The organism is Marinobacterium sp. xm-g-48 (assembly GCF_013282925.1).
In the GTDB taxonomy this organism is placed as follows: Bacteria; Pseudomonadota; Gammaproteobacteria; order Pseudomonadales; family Balneatricaceae; genus Marinobacterium_E.
Genome location: NZ_WBYQ01000007.1, coordinates 44,661 through 61,762 on the forward strand (window position 1 = coordinate 44,661; position 17,102 = coordinate 61,762).

General features: G+C 48.9%; 17 protein-coding genes. 10 read left to right on the forward strand and 7 right to left on the reverse strand.

Annotation, left to right across the window (positions count from 1 at the left end; genetic code table 11):
• Positions 1-2: 2 nt before the first annotated feature.
• The 4 genes from XMG48_RS10290 to XMG48_RS10305 form a co-directional block, all read right to left on the reverse strand.
• Positions 3-1,169, reverse strand: a complete 1,167-nt coding sequence (locus XMG48_RS10290; RefSeq protein ID WP_173481986.1) for a hydroxymethylglutaryl-CoA synthase — start codon at positions 1,167-1,169, stop codon at positions 3-5.
• A 15-nt stretch (positions 1,170-1,184) separates the two neighbouring features.
• Positions 1,185-2,210 carry a type 2 isopentenyl-diphosphate Delta-isomerase gene (gene fni, locus XMG48_RS10295; RefSeq protein WP_173481987.1) on the reverse strand — a complete coding sequence of 342 codons (1,026 nt, stop codon included), beginning with the start codon at positions 2,208-2,210 and terminating at the stop codon, positions 1,185-1,187.
• Positions 2,207-3,247, reverse strand: coding sequence for a hydroxymethylglutaryl-CoA reductase (locus XMG48_RS10300; RefSeq protein WP_173481988.1), 1,041 nt, complete (start codon positions 3,245-3,247; stop codon positions 2,207-2,209). The genes fni and XMG48_RS10300 overlap by 4 nt, the downstream gene beginning before the upstream one ends.
• A 202-nt stretch (positions 3,248-3,449) precedes the next feature.
• Complete coding sequence (locus XMG48_RS10305) at positions 3,450-4,670, reverse strand: argininosuccinate synthase (RefSeq protein ID WP_173481989.1); 1,221 nt, start codon at positions 4,668-4,670, stop codon at positions 3,450-3,452.
• Between the two features lie 231 nt (positions 4,671-4,901).
• Between XMG48_RS10305 and rnt the strand changes: the two genes are divergently transcribed.
• Complete coding sequence (rnt, locus tag XMG48_RS10310) at positions 4,902-5,537, forward strand: ribonuclease T (RefSeq protein WP_173482040.1); 636 nt, start codon at positions 4,902-4,904, stop codon at positions 5,535-5,537.
• Positions 5,538-5,553: 16 nt separating this feature from the next.
• On the opposite strand, the gene grxD is transcribed toward rnt, so the two are convergent.
• On the reverse strand, positions 5,554-5,895 hold the full coding sequence (grxD, locus tag XMG48_RS10315; protein WP_173481990.1) for a Grx4 family monothiol glutaredoxin: 342 nt from the start codon (positions 5,893-5,895) through the stop codon (positions 5,554-5,556).
• 169 nt (positions 5,896-6,064) lie between these two features.
• Here grxD and XMG48_RS10320 point away from each other — a divergent pair, with 169 nt between their 5' ends.
• The 8 genes from XMG48_RS10320 (at position 6,065) to XMG48_RS10355 (ending at position 13,914) form a co-directional block, all read left to right on the forward strand.
• Positions 6,065-7,246 (forward strand): aspartate aminotransferase family protein, encoded by a 1,182-nt coding sequence (locus XMG48_RS10320; protein WP_217362035.1) that lies wholly within the window; start codon positions 6,065-6,067, stop codon positions 7,244-7,246.
• Positions 7,247-7,306: 60 nt separating this feature from the next.
• Entirely contained in the window at positions 7,307-8,215 is a 909-nt protein-coding gene (gene argF, locus XMG48_RS10325; protein ID WP_173481991.1) for an ornithine carbamoyltransferase, read from the forward strand.
• 77 nt (positions 8,216-8,292) lie between these two features.
• The gene (locus XMG48_RS10330; RefSeq protein WP_173481992.1) at positions 8,293-9,234 is read left to right on the forward strand and encodes a LysR family transcriptional regulator; all 942 of its coding nucleotides are present in this window, start codon (positions 8,293-8,295) and stop codon (positions 9,232-9,234) included.
• Positions 9,227-9,556 carry a YqcC family protein gene (locus tag XMG48_RS10335; protein WP_173481993.1) on the forward strand — a complete coding sequence of 110 codons (330 nt, stop codon included), beginning with the start codon at positions 9,227-9,229 and terminating at the stop codon, positions 9,554-9,556. The genes XMG48_RS10330 and XMG48_RS10335 overlap by 8 nt, the downstream gene beginning before the upstream one ends.
• Positions 9,549-11,531 (forward strand): monovalent cation:proton antiporter family protein, encoded by a 1,983-nt coding sequence (locus XMG48_RS10340; RefSeq protein WP_173481994.1) that lies wholly within the window; start codon positions 9,549-9,551, stop codon positions 11,529-11,531. The genes XMG48_RS10335 and XMG48_RS10340 overlap by 8 nt, the downstream gene beginning before the upstream one ends.
• Before the next feature lie 49 nt (positions 11,532-11,580).
• Positions 11,581-12,633 carry a DUF3549 family protein gene (locus XMG48_RS10345; protein ID WP_173481995.1) on the forward strand — a complete coding sequence of 351 codons (1,053 nt, stop codon included), beginning with the start codon at positions 11,581-11,583 and terminating at the stop codon, positions 12,631-12,633.
• A gap of 9 nt (positions 12,634-12,642) precedes the next feature.
• Positions 12,643-13,644, forward strand: a complete 1,002-nt coding sequence (locus XMG48_RS10350) for a nucleoid-associated protein (RefSeq protein WP_173481996.1) — start codon at positions 12,643-12,645, stop codon at positions 13,642-13,644.
• 3 nt (positions 13,645-13,647) lie between these two features.
• Complete coding sequence (locus XMG48_RS10355; RefSeq protein ID WP_173481997.1) at positions 13,648-13,914, forward strand: hypothetical protein; 267 nt, start codon at positions 13,648-13,650, stop codon at positions 13,912-13,914.
• Positions 13,915-13,929: 15 nt separating this feature from the next.
• Here the strand turns inward: XMG48_RS10355 and XMG48_RS10360 are convergent, their stop codons facing one another.
• The gene (locus XMG48_RS10360) at positions 13,930-14,736 is read right to left on the reverse strand and encodes a replication protein P (RefSeq protein WP_173481998.1); all 807 of its coding nucleotides are present in this window, start codon (positions 14,734-14,736) and stop codon (positions 13,930-13,932) included.
• The gene (locus tag XMG48_RS10365) at positions 14,654-15,448 is read right to left on the reverse strand and encodes a DnaT-like ssDNA-binding domain-containing protein (protein ID WP_173481999.1); all 795 of its coding nucleotides are present in this window, start codon (positions 15,446-15,448) and stop codon (positions 14,654-14,656) included. Before XMG48_RS10365 ends, XMG48_RS10360 begins: the two co-directional genes overlap by 83 nt.
• A gap of 141 nt (positions 15,449-15,589) precedes the next feature.
• Between XMG48_RS10365 and XMG48_RS10370 the strand changes: the two genes are divergently transcribed.
• On the forward strand, positions 15,590-17,098 hold the full coding sequence (locus XMG48_RS10370) for a thymidine phosphorylase family protein (RefSeq protein WP_173482000.1): 1,509 nt from the start codon (positions 15,590-15,592) through the stop codon (positions 17,096-17,098).
• The last annotated feature ends 4 nt before the right edge of the window (positions 17,099-17,102 follow it).

The following is a 17,102-nucleotide window of genomic DNA, read 5'->3' on the forward strand; positions in this document are numbered from 1 at the left end:
GACTAACGTTCTACGTACTCACGTTTATGATCGCTAATCGCCGCCAAGCGGAAGCGGCCCTGTGTATCGGGTGCAATCACATGCTGCCCACCATCACGTGGATCAGGGTAACGGTAAAGGGTGAGATACTCTTCGTAGCTCAATTCAGTTCGATCGTTTAGCAGCTCAGCGTGGCGGCCTGTATTCAAAGCCGATTGGTAGCCCGCCACCACCTTAGCGGTGAAGAACTCACTGACCGAACCCGAACCATAACTGAACAGTCCGATACGTTTATCGGTTAAATCTTCGTTAAGTTGCTCAAGGAGGGAACAGAGCCCAATGTACATTGACGCTGTGTAACAGTTACCAATCAAACGGTTGTAGATAAGTGTTGGTTCAATCTGAGCAGCAAGCTCTTCCGGAGATTGACCCGTTTTATTGACACGGGCCAACTGTGAGTGAGCTTTCTGTGCCATCTTGCCAAAGGGTAAGTGGTAGCAGAAATAGTCGATATCACCGTAGCGAACGGAACTCTCTTCACAGAAGTTTTCCCAGCTACGTTTCAAAGATGTTAGGTAAATTTTGGTCGAGTATTTGCCATCGACCAGCGCCGTTGTACGGTAGTTGGGACGCCAAAAATCCATCACATCTTCAGTGTGAGTGCCCGATTCTGGTTCAATCTCTAGAACTCTCGGGTTTGCTTTGATCAACATTGCAACCGCACCACAACCTTGGGTGGCTTCACCTGGAGAGTCCAGGTCGTAACGAGCCACGTCAGATGCGATCACAAGCACCTGTTTACTTGGGTTACGAGCAACCAGTGCACAGGCCATTTGAACGGCCGCTGTTGCACTGTAACAAGCGTGTTTAAGCTCAACGACACGGCAGTGACTGTTCAATCCCAACAAACGATGTACATAGACACCCGCCGCTTTGGATTGATCAATACCGGTCTCAGTGGCAAACAGAATCGTTGAGATGGCATCAGTTCCAATGCGTTCAACAATAGGAAGCGCAGCGTTCGCCGCAAGCGTAACGATATCCTCATCATGCGCCGCCATCGCCATCTTCTCTTGACCGATACCATCGTAATACTTGTTCGGATCAGTGCCTTGACGTTCAGCCAGCGTGCGCAAATCGAGGTAGTAGCTCGATGTATAGAAGCTGATTTCGTCGATACCTACGGACATACTTTGATCAAATCCTTAAAACTGTTCGATGACAAGCGCTCGCTGACCCTTAAGCGCTGTCGTACTAGGCACACCTAAAAGAAACAGTGCCGTTACATATTCACGTTTTATACGTTCAATTACGTCGACAACCGCATCAGCCGATTGCATTGCAGGTTGCAGTAGAGGTGCTGCAAATCCCCCCAACGAGGCGCCGAGTATAACAGACTTAGCTAGATCAATCCCATTACGTAGACCACCGCTGGCAATTAACGTGCTCTTATCTTGCCAAGACTGACATTGATCTAACGCCACCGGTGTCGGTAATCCCCAATCTTGGAATAGTAACCCAAGGTCATCCTGATCACGACGATGATGTTCGATTCGACTCCAGGAGGTTCCGCCGCTGCCTGCCACATCGAAATAACGAACGCCTGCTCGGTAACCAAGCTCCACATCGGCGGCCGACAGGCCAGAACCCACCTCTTTCAACCAGACTGGAACGGACAAACCCTCGACAATCTGCTGGATCTGATCGGCAAGATTCTCGAAATTACGGTCACCCTCAGGCTGAATGGCTTCCTGCAAAGGGTTCAAGTGAAGATAGAGAGCATCGGCTTTCAGTAGGTCGACAGCGGCCTGACACTGCTCCAGTGAAAAACCATAGTTGAGCTGCACAGCACCAACATTGCCGATCAATAGCGCATTGGGAGCAACCGATCGAAGATCAAAACTACTCCTAGCCGAATCGTCACTGAACATCACTCGCTGCGAACCCACCGCCATCGCCACGCCACAACGCTCGGCTGCTTCAGCGAGATTACGGTTAATGGTCCGGATCAACTCATGATCGCCACCGGTCATCGATGAAATGAGCATGGGGAAGCTTAGCGATTTACCCAACAATTTAATGGACGGATCGATCTTTTCGAAATCAAGCTCTGGCAACGCCCTGTGCGTTAACTTGATACGATCGAAGTAGCGCGCATCACGATCGGTCTCGGCATCCTGCAGAATCGCATTGATGTGCTCAATCTTCCGATCGTTGGTCAACTGACTCATTTGCGTTCCATCTGAAGGTGCGACTGCATCAGCTCACCTGGGTTAGTCTGCGCAGCAATAAGCGACAGCTCACCACACAGAACCGTCGCACCACAGATTGCAGCTAATCGACGAGCATTAGCACCCGGCTCACGATCATCTCGACAGCCAAGGCGTTCTAGGTTCTCTTCTACAAAGTCGATCCCTTTGCCGTTACCGACACTGCCGACGATGAGGTTGGGTAGCGTACAGCTGAAGTAGAGATCGCCGTTGCGAACCTCTGCGTGAACCACACCTTGTGAGCCCTCAATGATATTGGCCGCATCCTGCCCTGTTGCCAAGTAAAAGGCGAGCAGCATATTGGCGTAGTGCGCATTAGCACTGCGCAAACCACCAGCGATCATTGTGCCGATCAGGTTTTTCTTGATGTTCAGATCAACAATTTTTTCCGGCGTAGAGTGAAGGCGGCGCTCAACAATATCTCGTGGAATCAGGATTTCACAAACCACATACTTTCCACGACCAAGAATACCATTAACAGCGGTTGCCTTTTTATCGGAGCAGTAGTTACCCGATATGGAGCTGTACTGAAGGTGTGGATACTCTGTCAAAATCCAAGGAATCAGATGATCAGCGGCGTTAGTCACCATATTGTGACCAGAGGCATCACCTGTCGTAAACTCAAGGCGCAGGTAAATAAGGTTACCAACCACCTGTGAATTGATATCAATTAACTTGGCGAAACGGCTCGATTTAGCCACTACCTCATTGAGGTCATCCATTCGTGCTTTTAGAGACTGGATCGCTTGGTGCGCTGCATAAGCATCTTCCGCTTCAAGCAAAATCGAGCGAGTCATACGCTCATCAATCACACTGACTTTAATCCCCTCTTCACAGAGTGTAGAGATACGTGCACCACGGCCAACGGATGGCCATAGAGGGGTTTCGTAAGTGGCTAGAGGAACACTCAACTTCTCTTCAATCAGATGACCTGACAGTTTCATCGGACCGACCCAGCGCATTGGGATCGGAGCTTGAAGAATTTTGTGTGTTTTCATCCGCTGAAAATCCAATAAAAAAGGGTTGTAGTAACAACCCTTTAGGTTCAATAACTATCTAGAAACAATTTTATCGATCACATCTACCTGATGCAATTGATTGAACTCATAACAGAGCTACTGAGATCACTAAAAAAACAAAAAACCCGAGTCATCAATCGATGATTCGGGCTTCGATTTAGCAACCTAGGCTAGTTGACGATCAGTCGAACTTACGACCTTTGCTAGCTGCGATACGCATACGAAGGGCATTCAACTTAATGAAGCCTGCAGCGTCTTTCTGATCGTAGGAACCTGCATCATCTTCAAAGGTTGCAATGCTCTCGTCAAACAGACTCTCTTCAGAGCGACGACCAACAACCGTCACGTTACCTTTGTACAGTTTGACACGGACTTCACCGTTCACGTACTTCTGGCTCTCGTCGATCATCGTTTGAAGCATCTTGCGCTCTTCTGACCACCAGAAACCGTTGTAGATTGTCTTAGCGTAACGTGGCATCAGCTCATCTTTTAGGTGAGCCGTTTCACGATCCAGTGTAATCGATTCAATCGCACGGTGTGCAGGAAGCATGATGGTTCCGCCCGGTGTTTCGTAACAACCACGTGACTTCATACCTACAAAGCGGTTCTCTACGATATCAAGACGGCCGATACCGTTTTCGCCGCCCACCTTGTTAAGGTAAGTCAATACGGTAGCTGGAGACATCTCTTCACCGTTGATCGCAACAATGTCACCCTGACGGTAGGTCAATTCAAGGTAAGTTGGCTGATCTGGAGCCTCCTCTGGAGAAACAGACCAACGCCACATATCGGCTTCAGCTTCTGCCCAAGGATCTTCAAGAATGCCGCCTTCGTATGAGATGTGAAGCAGGTTCGCATCCATAGAGTAAGGTGACTTTTTCTTTTTGTTAGAGAAATCGACTGGGATGTTGTGAGTTTCACAGTAAGCCATTAACTTCTCGCGCGAGTTAAGATCCCACTCACGCCAAGGTGCAATAACGTGCACGCCCGGTTTCAGTGCGTAGGCACCCAATTCGAAACGTACCTGATCATTACCTTTACCGGTCGCACCGTGTGAAATCGCATCGGCACCTGTCTCGTTGGCGATCTCAACCAGACGCTTAGCGATGAGTGGACGAGCGATCGACGTACCCAGTAGGTATTCGCCTTCGTAAATGGTGTTCGCGCGGAACATTGGGAATACGTAATCACGAACAAACTCTTCACGAAGATCTTCGATGTAGATCTCCTTGACGCCCAACGCTTCGGCTTTAGCTCGCGCTGGCTCAACCTCTTCACCCTGACCAATATCAGCAGTAAAGGTTACAACTTCGGCATTGTATTCATCTTGTAACCAACGAACGATTACAGAGGTATCCAAACCACCAGAATAAGCTAAAACGACTTTTTTAATGTCGGACATTGACGACTCCAACTCCATGCTCGCCCGATCAGGGCAGAGGTTAATACGGCGCACTGAACTCATGAATCAGACAGCACTGAAATTTATGGGCGGGAATTATAGCGAACATTTAAATAAATATCAGTAGATCTGAGTTTTAACTCTGCCCTTATCCATTGGATTTGTTAAACTCCACAAAACCCCATCGAAGAGTAAGGATCTACTGTGCCAAATTCGAAACAGCGTCACCCAATGGCAGACCGTTTCCGTGGTTATCTTCCCGTTGTTGTTGATGTTGAAACAGCTGGATTCAATGCTCAAACCGATGCTCTCTTAGAGATTGCAGCGGTCACACTGACCATGGATGAAGAGGGTTACCTGATCGTAGATCAGTCGATTGAAGCACAGGTGGAGCCTTTCGAAGGGGCAAATCTAGAACAATCGGCATTGGATTTTACCGGCATCGATCCTTGGTCACCGGATCGTGAAGCAGAGCCTGAACTCATGGCGATGGAGAAGATCTTCAAGCCTATCCGCAAAGCGGTTAAAGCACATGACTGCAAACGAGCCATTCTGGTTGGCCACAACGCTCACTTCGATCACAGCTTTGTCTGCAATGCAGCCGATCGCTGTGACATCAAGCGTAATCCCTTTCACCCATTCTCCACCTTTGATACCGCCACACTAGCAGGTCTGGCTTATGGCCATACGGTGTTGGCAAAGGCCTGCGATCTCGCTGGAATTAGCTTCGACAACAAACAGGCGCACTCTGCTCTCTACGACACAGAGAAAACGGCCGAACTGTTTTGCATGATTGTGAATCAGTGGAAAGAGATGGGGGGATGGGACATGATGCTCGCCCTCAGAGAAGAGAGCGAGCAGGACTAACAAGCGTCAGCGGGGATTAACCCTCAGCGCTGTCACCCTCTTCAGATTTAGCCGCTTCAGAGACCAATGTCTGTAGTTCACCGCTCGCTGCCATATCACAGATAATGTCACACCCGCCGACTAGCTCACCATTAACCCACAACTGAGGGAAGGTCGGCCAGTTAGCGTACTTGGGTAGCTCTGCACGAATATCTGGATTCTCAAGAATGTTTACGAAAGCAAAACGTTCGTTACATGACATCAACGCTTCAGATGCACGTGATGAAAAACCACACTGAGGAAAGCGAGGTGTGCCTTTCATGTAAAGAAGAATGGCATTGCTTTCGATCTGTTCTTTAATTGTCTCTAAAGTGCTCATTAACTCACCTCTTAAATCTCATTGAACGAATGGGCGCACTATACAGTAAATCTGAGTAAAAAACTCGGTTATATCCTCTCTAAGATTGCTTATTTTGTAAGCACAAAATAATATTACTCTCCAGCGACAGCCACGGCTGTCTTTTTGCGTTTTACGGAGAACACTTTCAATGACCATGACCCCTGTAATGCCCACCTACGCTCGGTTACCTGTTGCTTTCACTCACGGTGAAGGCGTTTGGTTGTTCGACACTGAGGGGCGACGCTATCTGGATGCACTCTCTGGCATAGCCGTCACTGGTCTTGGTCACGCTCACCCTGCCGTCACTCAAGCGCTCAGCGAACAAGCCGCTAAACTGATTCACACCTCCAACCTGTACGAGATCTCACTGCAACAGCAGCTGGGCGAAAAGTTATGTACCGAGACCAATATGGAGGCTGTCTACTTCTGCAACTCCGGTGCGGAATCGAATGAGGCGGCAATCAAGATTGCACGTAAATACGGTAACGACCGCGGCATCACTAACCCGTCAATTATTGTGATGGAACAGAGTTTTCACGGCCGCACCATGGCGACGCTGTCAGCCACGGGAAATCGCACCATTCAAGCAGGGTTCGAACCGCTACTGAGTGGATTCGTGCGCGTCCCATACGATGATATTGAAGCGATTAAGAAGGTCGCATCAAACAACCGCAGCATTGTGGCGATTCTTGTAGAGCCTGTTCAGGGTGAAGGTGGCGTACATGTCCCTACCGACGGCTACCTAAAAGCCTTGCGTGACATTTGTGATGAGAATGAATGGCTGCTCATGCTGGATGAGGTTCAAACAGGCAATGGCCGTACTGGCAAGTATTTTGCGTTCCAACATGAAGGTGTAAAGCCAGACGTATTGACCACAGCAAAAGGTCTTGGTAACGGAGTACCTATTGGTGCCTGCTTGGTTGCACATCATGGCAACCATGTATTCGGCCCTGGTAACCACGGTTCAACTTATGGTGGTAACCCATTGGTATGTGCGGCGGCCCTTGCGGTTTACAACACCATCCAAGATGAAGAGTTGATGGCCAACGCGATGGCTCGCGGCCAACAAATTCGTGATGGTTTGGCCGCTCGCTTTGCCGACCTTGAGGAATTTGTTGAGGTACGAGGCAAAGGGTTGATGATCGGTTGTCAGTTCAAGACTGACATTACTGGCTTAGCTAAACTTGCCTCTGACAATCAGCTATTGCTCAATGTGAATGGAGGAGGTAAGGTTATTCGATTGCTACCACCTCTAATCATCTCTGAGTCCGAAGCAGAGCAACTGATAGAGACTGTATCTGAGCTAGTTCATCAGCTACTTGCAAAGTAATCAAAACTAACTTTATTTAGGGTATCGTCAGTCATATTTGTGGCTGACGTTTTAATTTTTATGGGAACAAGACACTTTTTAACTCTTCTAGACCTAACTCCTGAAGAGCTTAACAAACTGATCAATCGTGCGATTGAACTTAAACGCATGCGCAATGCGGGAGAGATCTACGAGCCACTCAAGAATCGCGTTATGGCGATGATCTTTGAAAAGTCGTCTACGCGAACGCGTGTCTCCTTCGAAGCAGGGATGGCACAGTTTGGTGGTCATGCGATGTTCCTATCCCCTCGCGACACCCAACTAGGACGCGGCGAGCCGATTGAAGACAGCGCTCGAGTCATCTCTAGCATGGTTGATGTGGTGATGATTCGTACCTTTAGCCACGAGTTAGTTGAAACCTTTGCAGCCAACTCAAAGGTTCCGGTTATCAACGCGCTAACCGATGAGTTCCACCCCTGTCAGCTACTTGCCGACATGCAGACCTATCAAGAGATCCGCGGATCCATTAAAGATAAGACCGTGGCATGGGTTGGCGATGGCAATAACATGTGCAGCAGCTACATCAATGCAGCTCGCCAGTTTGACTTCCATTTAAACGTCGCTTGCCCTAAAGGTTTTGAGCCAGATGCAGAGCTACTTGCCGCAAACCCAGGTCGCGTAACTATTACCCATGACCCCAAAGAGGCCGTTAAAGATAGCGATCTGGTTGTCACCGATGTTTGGGCATCAATGGGACAGGAGGAGGAAGAGGCCCTTCGCCTGAAGCGTTTTGATGGATTCCAAGTGAATACCGCATTGATGGATCTCGCTAAACCGGATGCTCTATTCATGCACTGTCTGCCTGCTCACCGTGGTGAAGAGGTCAGCGATGAAATGATGGACGACCCACGTTGCGTTGCATTCCAGGAGGCTGAAAACCGCCTTCACGCCCAAAAAGCACTTCTCGAGTTCCTTCTAGTAGGCATTTAACCCTTGAGTAAGCAGTCCATGGGCTGCTTACCTGTTATGGTCTATACTGGCCTCAAAGCAAATAGCCGGAGTCAGCCATGATCGATCTTCGACATCTTAAAACTCTTGTGGCACTGAGAGATGCCGGTAGCCTTGTCGAAGCTGCAGAGCGGGTTCACTTAACCCAATCGGCCCTGTCACACCAAATCAAAGATCTCGAAGAGCGCCTAAACTGTTCATTGTTTATCCGCAAAACCAAACCGATTCGTTTTACCTCAGCTGGACAACGCATCCTATCGTTGGCGGATGATATTCTACCGATGATCCGAACAGCCGAGCGTGATATTGCTCGCTTAGCGGGTGGTGAAGTCGGTCGTTTGAATATCTGTATTGAGTGTCATAGCTGTTTTGATTGGCTCATGCCAACCATCGACTCGTTCCGCAAAAATTGGCCTGACGTTGAGATGGATCTCTCAACCGGCTTTACATTCCAGCCACTGCCTGCACTGGCTCGTGGTGATATTGATCTCGTTATCACATCGGATCCAGAGCCAAGAAACGGCATTCACTACGTTCCACTGTTCAGTTACGAATCGATGCTAGCGCTAAGCCGCCAGCACCGACTCAACGCTAAAAAGCAGATTGAGCCGTCCGATCTATCGGAAGAGACCTTGATCACCTACCCCGTCGATCAAAACCGTTTGGATCTGTTCACACGATTTTTAGATCCTGCAGGAATCGAACCTCAAGAAATTCGCACTGCGGAGTTAACCGTTATGATGGTGCAGCTGGTTGCTAGTGGTCGAGGCGTGGCTGCGTTGCCAAACTGGGCACTGCACGAGTACCTTGAAAAGCAGTTCATCGATGCCAAGTCATTAGGTGAAGAGGGTTTGTGGTGCACACTCTACGCGGCCATACGCGAAGAGCAGAAAGAGTCAGACTTTATGCTGGACTTCCTAAGCACTGCGCAAGAGATCAGTTTTAAACGACTCAAGGGCATTAAAGCCGCGATCACCAAGTTTGAACACAACGATGAGTAAAGCTCAAGCCGTTACACGATCGATCGAAGCGATCAGAGATGAGATGGTGCGTTTATCACTCTGGGAGGCATCGCCACCAACCCAGGAAGCGTTAAACAGTCAACAACCCTTTTGCATCGACACGCTTAAGTTTACTCAGTGGTTGCAGTGGATTTTGATCCCTAGGCTTGAAGCCCTTTTAAAAACAAACATTCCTGTTCCCGACTCCAGTGCCATTCACCCTTATGCCGAAGAGGCACTGAAGAGTCGTAAAGAGAACACGCACTTAATCGCTCAGATTCAACAACTCGATAGAGCACTCAGCGGGGATAGTAATGGCTGAAAGCTACGGTCTATTTGAACAGATACTGCTTATTTTCATTGGTGCCGTTGTAGCCACCACCCTGTTTAGACGCTTGAAACTACCCGCCATTCTCGCCTACCTAGCTATGGGCGCCCTGATTGGCCCGTTTGCACTTCAAGTTGCGCACCCTGATCAGATGGCGCTGCTTTCAGAGCTAGGCGTTGTATTCCTCCTTTTCATGCTGGGTCTAGAGTTCTCGTTGCCGAAAATGATTGCCATGCGCAAGACCGTTCTCGGCTTAGGTTCAGCCCAAGTAATTACCACTTCCGCTATTTTCATCGGCTTATCACTACTCATGGGGATGGAGTTGGCACCATCCATTGTTCTCGCCGGTGCATTAGCTTTATCTTCAACGGCCATCGTTACTAAGGAGCTCATTCGACTCCAGCAGCTAGGCCAACCGCATGGGCAACTATCCTTTGGGATTCTGCTATTTCAAGACATCGCAGCTGTCGTCTTTCTGATCTTAGTCCCTGCGCTTGGAACCAGCACCGCTGAAAGTAGCGAATCCATAATCTGGCCTCTACTGCAAGGCGCTGGATTACTCCTACTCCTTCTCATTCTTGGGCACAAAATTCTTCCCGCACTGTTTAATGAGGTTGCACGTGAGCGCTCGGATGAGCTTTTTGTTCTAGTTGCACTGGTCACCGCTATGACAGCGGCTTGGATTACTCACGCAGCCGGCCTTTCAATGGCACTGGGTGGATTCCTAGCGGGCATGATGTTGGGAGAGAGCCATTTTAAGCATCAACTTGAGAATGACATTCGCCCATTCAGAGATGTGTTGCTAGGACTCTTCTTCGTCACTGTGGGTATGCAGCTTGATCTGTCTGCACTGGTTGAAAATATCCACTGGGTTATTTTAACGACTCTGATGTTGGTCACGGCGAAAACCCTCGTCATTTTGCTGCTAGGTCGTCTATTCGGTAATAACGCAAACACCTCCCTGAAAGCAGGCATCAGTCTAGCTCAAGGCGGTGAGTTTGGCTTTGCCCTACTCGCGGTTGCTCTGACCTATCACGTGATCGACAGTGACCTAAACGCTGTCTTAGTCTCCACCATTATCATTTCGATGGTCATTACACCTAGTCTATTAAATAAAGCCGATTGGATCGCAGAGCGCTTTTTCCCAACCGAAAACAGCACTGAGTCTGTGCCAGAGCACCAACATGCTGATGCCGCCAGCCAACATCACGAACTCGCCGACCATGTCATCATTTGTGGCTATGGTCGTGTTGGACAGATTGTGGCTCGTTTTCTGAAGCAGATGGGGATTCAATACGTAGCCATCGATCCGGACCCGATTCGCATTAAAGAGGCCTCTTCAGCCGGTGAGCCTGCCTATTACGGCGATGCCAAACGTGTCGATATTATGCGAGGCTTAGGAGCTGCGAAGGCTCGCCTTATTATTCTGACGCTGCCTAACCCCAAGTCGAGCCTTGAGACGTTAAAACAGATCAAGCGCGAATTCGGTGATATCCCAGTACTCGTTAGAACCCAGGATGATTATCACTTAGAGCAGTTTCAGATATACGGCGCAGCAGAGGTGGTACCTGAGGCCCTTGAAGGCAGCCTAATGTTGGTCTCTCACGTCCTCACACTGCTGGATGTTCCCGCAGATATCATCAAGGAGCGCATTCGTACCGTAAGATCACAACGTTACCGAATATTGCATGGTTTCGTGCACGGCGGACAATCCCTGAAAGCGGATTTAGACCCAAGCCGAGTGATTCAAAAGCACGCGGTTACTCTCTCTGAAAACGCCTATGCTTGTGGCAAAACCCTAGACGCCCTCGACCTAGAGTTGGAGATCAGCTCACTGATTCAACAGGGTGAGGAGATCGATAACCCATCGGGAACTCTGCTGCTTAATGAGGGTGACACTTTGATTCTGAACGGATCGCCTAGGGAGATTGAACAAGCAGAAGAGAGGATTCTGCTCGGCAACCTGTGATTCGCTCGCCGACATGGTAAAATCGCGCGCTTAGAAAATGGAGTCAGCGATGAGCGATCAACAGGTAACTTTAACCGCACTATTCAAACAGGCCGGAACCGCGATGCGTATCTACGATCTCGGCCGTCGCATCAGGGCATTCAGTGCTGACGAGTTTGAACGCATCGAGACTCAAGCCACCCCTTACCCTACTCCCTATCTGCAGCACGCCTGGATAGCTCTCCTACTTTGGAATCCTAAGTCTGCAGATGAGAATGCCGTCTGGTTTTTAAAGTTACCGCTCGATGAGCAAGGGTTTCTGCTCAGCGCTGTTCGTGATGATATCGTCAATCGCCTCCTGCAAAACGTTCAATCCAGTATCGACGGTGTTCCGACAGAAGACAGCCTAAAGGAGAATCCTTTCGCGTTTAAACCAATCGATGAAAAGATGGCACTGTTTCATGCGAAAGCGGCTCTAGATAACCAGCAAGCAGCATCTGCCTATTATGAGCCTGTGCAGCAGTTTATCAGCCAACCCAACCTTGATACAGGCTGGGAGAACTTGTCACTTCAGGGCTTGGCTGATTTTGTTGTAAGACTTGAACAGTCCGGTAATGAAGCCACTCTTGTGAACGCACTCAATCAGCTTCCAGAAGGCTTACACGCACAGGTTCTTGGGTTGCTTGAGCACGCAAAGCCTAGCAGCGATCTATCCAAAATGCTGTTGCAGCAGCTAACAGAGGCATTAAACGAAAACAGAGACCCAGTGCTCATCTCGCTTCTTGTCCGTGCGCTCTCAAGTGCTAAAACAGAAAGTCATACGCATCAGGCGATTGAAGCTGTTCTTAATAGCAGAGCAGCACAGAGTGCTGAGTTGCTCGCTGCGATCGCTACCCGTTGTGAAAACGCGCTGCTCGAGCCAACACTTCTAACTCTGTTTTTAGAAGCGTTAGCCCAGTGTGATGCTGGGCAGAACGCCTTCAGTCGCATCCTGGCAGACCTAATGTACCTGCCTGTTCATCGAGTATTGATGGTTCAAGCGCTTCGCTCATCCTCGGTGTCCGATGCACTGAAACAGGCAACCGATCTAATGTTCGGCCCACACTTTCGCCAACCACAATAGGCTCTTGCAATGAACAGTGTTCGCGCTATCGCTCACCGATTAACTCGTCAGACTGGCGATCAGTCATTTCACCTGAAAGAGCAACCTATAGGGTCAGAACTGAATGCCCGAAAACTGCTAAACGAAATCGATCAGGTCTTCACCCGCAGGGCCACCAAGCGATATGGCCGCTTTGCGGATGAAGCAACGAGCTTCAAAGGACTACTGCTGAACTGGCAAGAGAAGGGTCTAGACCTAACTCAATTCAGCTCCAAAGTGATCGAGTTGTTAGCGGTGATGTTTGAGACTGAGGATTTAGAGACTGATGGTTACTGGGCGTTCATCGAGCAAGATGAAACTGACCTACACGAACTCTGGATAGCGCAATTAAAACAGACCGATGGTTGGTGTTTTGATGAGAGCAATGAGCTGATTGAATCAGAACAGATTGAGTTTTCAAAAATGGGGCTCTGTTGCTGCATCGATCTAAAGCGCCTGTTTGACCCTAGCGCCAGTCGCTACCTAACCTTAGGCTTCGGTTTTGGTGACCGCTCTGCCACTCGAGCTTTGGGAGAGTTTATTGGCTTCTTCGATACGGTGGATACCCAAGCTGACACAGAGCGCTTCATGGAGGTGGTTCGTGACTACAGCGCCAATATGCCGGAAGAGGCTGGTAAACGTTATCAGAAAGAGGTTGCCGAGTTCTGTATAGAGCAATCCAAAGCGGGTGAGTCCGTTAGTTATCGTGACCTAACCGCCTCGGTTGAAAGCGACCAAGAGGTTGGGTTTGATCAATACATCGCTTCTGAAGCCCCAGAACTTAAAGAGCAGTTCATTCCCGATCGCGCCAGTCTGAAAAAATACGTTCGCTATACGGGTAGAACGCGTGAGGTATCGATCAGCTTCAGCAATGAATCGCTTGGAAAATCGATCTCTTTCGATCCAAACAGTGAAACTTTGACAGTAAAGGATCTGCCTGCGAACCTGATCAAGCAGCTCAAAGAGCAACTCGGGCCAGAGACTAAGGAGTAACCGATGCACTTTTTCATCATCATCGCGGGGGTCGCTTTCTTCATCTATTGGAAGTTTTTTAGACCACGCCAATTAGAGGTATTTATCGTCTCGGTCATTGCCACAATGATCACCATGACGCTGGTCGCGATTGTGTTTGATGATGTGAAATTGGGCTTTCTCTTTTCAGTATCGATTCTGGGGTGGAGTAAGCTGTTTGATCAACTGATCAGCGATCAAAATGCCTCGAAAATGTCGAAGCACCTTAAACGCTTTCTTGGAAGAAAATAGTTCTCTTGGATCTGACTATTGAGTAGTTGGCAGCGTCCAACCACGATCTTGAGCCGTTGCTAGACTCTGCTGGTACTGTCGCGAGCGCACATTGGAGCCCTCAGGCAAGGTCAAGTAATAGAGCAATTTGCAGGCTTCCGCCTCATCGATCTGATGGGTTTTAGCAAACTCGAGCATGGTGGTTGCATGCGTCAATTCGCTTTTGTCTTCAATCGCAACAGGCACCGGTTGATCAATCGTCTCACCAGCACGCACCCGCTTTGAAATCATATCGTAGTAGTATCGAAAACGTGGGTAGATATTGGCTTCCGCCTCCCCTCGAATCTCATACCAACCGGTCTGCTTAGCCGCCTCATATACTGCAGGGTGAGACCAACCGTGATGATGATCACCCGCGTATCGACAAGCCTCTTGGTAAGCTTCATAACTGCTAGGAAGACCAAAGTCTGCTCCAACCTCTTTTAGTATGTTGAGGAACTCTGAGATGGATGGCATCCAAGCTAAGGTCTCTTTACAACGATTAATAGCCGCTACCAGTTCATTTTCACCATAGCCAGAGATGCTCATTGCCCACTCACGTTTGGCAATCATAATCTCCTGCTCGGTTTCAAAAGCACTTTTGAATTTATGGCCATAGATCGCCATGAAACGAGCAAACACCATGTTGACCATCGCTTTGGTCTCTTGGCTGATCAGCTCGCGTTGCGGCGCCTCATGTTCAAGCGTACTGAGTGAGCGATTACCAGTCGAGGTTTTTGAGGTCCATGACGGCTGCGGTAACCCGTTTTCGGTTTTCCCGAGTATCTCGTCGACTTTTTTCATGCTGCCCACCGGCTTGTGAAGATTCGTTAAAACGTTCAGCTTTAGCCGAACGGCTCTCTTGATCACGAACGGCACGTTTTACCCAGGCTAAGAATTTCTGGTTCCAAACGCTCTGGTGATCAAGTTTATCCAGATAGTAGAGTGTAAATTCATCAAGATGCGATTCCGCAAATCGAGCTTCAATACCATGCTGCTGAAGCAACTGATAGAAACTCTCATCAGGCCTCCAAGAGACATCCATACGAATTTGAAGTTTGCGTTTTTGTTCAGCCGCTTCGAAAATTTCATCCAACTCATTGGTTGATCGACGCCAGCCACCACCAAAACTGGGCGGCACGTTCCGTCTAGAGTTTGGCAAACGATGAGTTTGAGGTCGAGCAGCTGTCGCCTGGATGGCTGCAGGCGCTTGTTTTGTCGCAGGCGTTGCTACGGATTGAGAAGCCCCCTTTTCAAAACTAATCAGCAGTTGATCATCAGATACTTGCAGACCAAACAGGGATTCAGATGCCAGCGTGTAAAGAAGCTCAAGCAACTGTGCCTCACTCCAGAAGGGGCAGCGCTCCTGCAACGCAGACAATGAGAGAGTTAACTCATCTGCTTTGACAATAAGGCGGTACTGTTCAATCAGACCCAACAGCAGCGCACCATCCACACCATACTTGGATGCTAGGGATGGGGAGACAGATAGAGGCTGTTCGGGTAGATCGTTCATCAATACACTCTCAAAGTTGATCAATTATTTTAACAGCGCCGATTGATCCATAACAGTAGAAACCTCATTACTGTTTGAACTCTTGTGGAAAGTATCCCGTTTTTAAGTAGACTGAATTTAGTCTTAGTATAAGAGTGACCTATGTTTCCAGAGAAAATGAATCCTTTAAGGGCACGCCGTTTAGGGATTGATACACACCACGAACCCAACATCTACCTTCGTTCAGACAGTTCTGTCTGCAAATCGGAAGGGTTTAATAGCTTAACGCGTGTCCTCGTCTCGACAGAACAGAATCACATGATCGCCACGTTGAATATCGTGACGGGAGATCTGATCGACGAGGGGGAGATCGGACTCTCTGAATCGGCTTGGGAGAAACTTAAACTGATAGGACATGAGTCCATATGGCTGTCTCACCCAAGGCCTGTTCACTCGCTGTCGCATGTGCGATCAAAGGTCTATGGCCATAAATTGAATGAAGAGCAGTTTAGCGAAATTATTAATGACATCGTTGATGAACGTTATGCTGATGTTTACCTAGCCGCCTTTATTACGGCCTGTGGTGACGACAAGTTAGATGATGAAGAGATCACCTCTCTCACTCGCGCAATGATCAATGCTGGTAGCACAATTGATTGGGGGCTGGATCAGGTCCTAGACAAACACTGTGTGGGTGGCCTACCCGGAAATCGCACCACGCCCATTGTGGTCTCCATATTAACAGCTGCAGGCTTAACCATTCCCAAAACCTCTTCACGAGCAATCACATCCCCAGCCGGTACGGCTGACACCATGGAGACGTTGACCGACGTCAGTCTCACTTTAGATCAGATGCGAGAAGTAGTTCACTCGGAAGGAGGTTGTCTAGCCTGGGGAGGGTCCGTGAGGCTGAGCCCTGCTGACGATCTACTCATTCAAGTAGAACGCGCACTCGATATCGACAGTGAAGGACAGCTGATAGCCTCTGTTTTATCAAAAAAAGTAGCCGCAGGCGCGACCCACGTTTTGATCGACATTCCAGTAGGGCCAACCGCTAAAGTTAGAGATGATGAAGCCGCCGATAAGCTAGCAAACAGTTTTAAACGAGTGGCTGATAACTTAGGTATCACCTTAGCCATTGTTAAAACAGACGGGACTCAACCGGTCGGTGAAGGAGTTGGACCCGCTCTTGAAGCGCGAGATATTGTCCGAGTTTTAAAATGTGATGAGCAAGCACCTCAGGATCTGCTAAATCGCGCGGTCTACCTTGCCGGTGCAATGCTCGATTTAAGCGGTAAAGTTTCACCTGGCGAAGGTGAAAAGCTCGCCAGAGAGTTGGTTACAACGGGGAAAGCTTGGGAGAAATTTGTTGCCATCTGTCAGGCGCAAGGCGCTTTTAAAGAGCCACCTATAGCCCACTATCGTTACGAAATGTTAGCGGAGAAGGATGGCACTCTCGCCACTGTTGATAATCGTATTCTAGCCAAAGTCGCCAAGTTGGCCGGTGCGCCAGCTGATGCGGCGGCGGGGGTTGATCTACACGTTAAAGTAGGCGATCTGATCAAACGTGGGCAGCCCATGCTAACGATTCATGCTGAACACATTGGCGAGCTAAACTACGCGGTAGACTATCTGCAATCACACCTACAAATTTTAACCTTTGGTGAATAGGTGA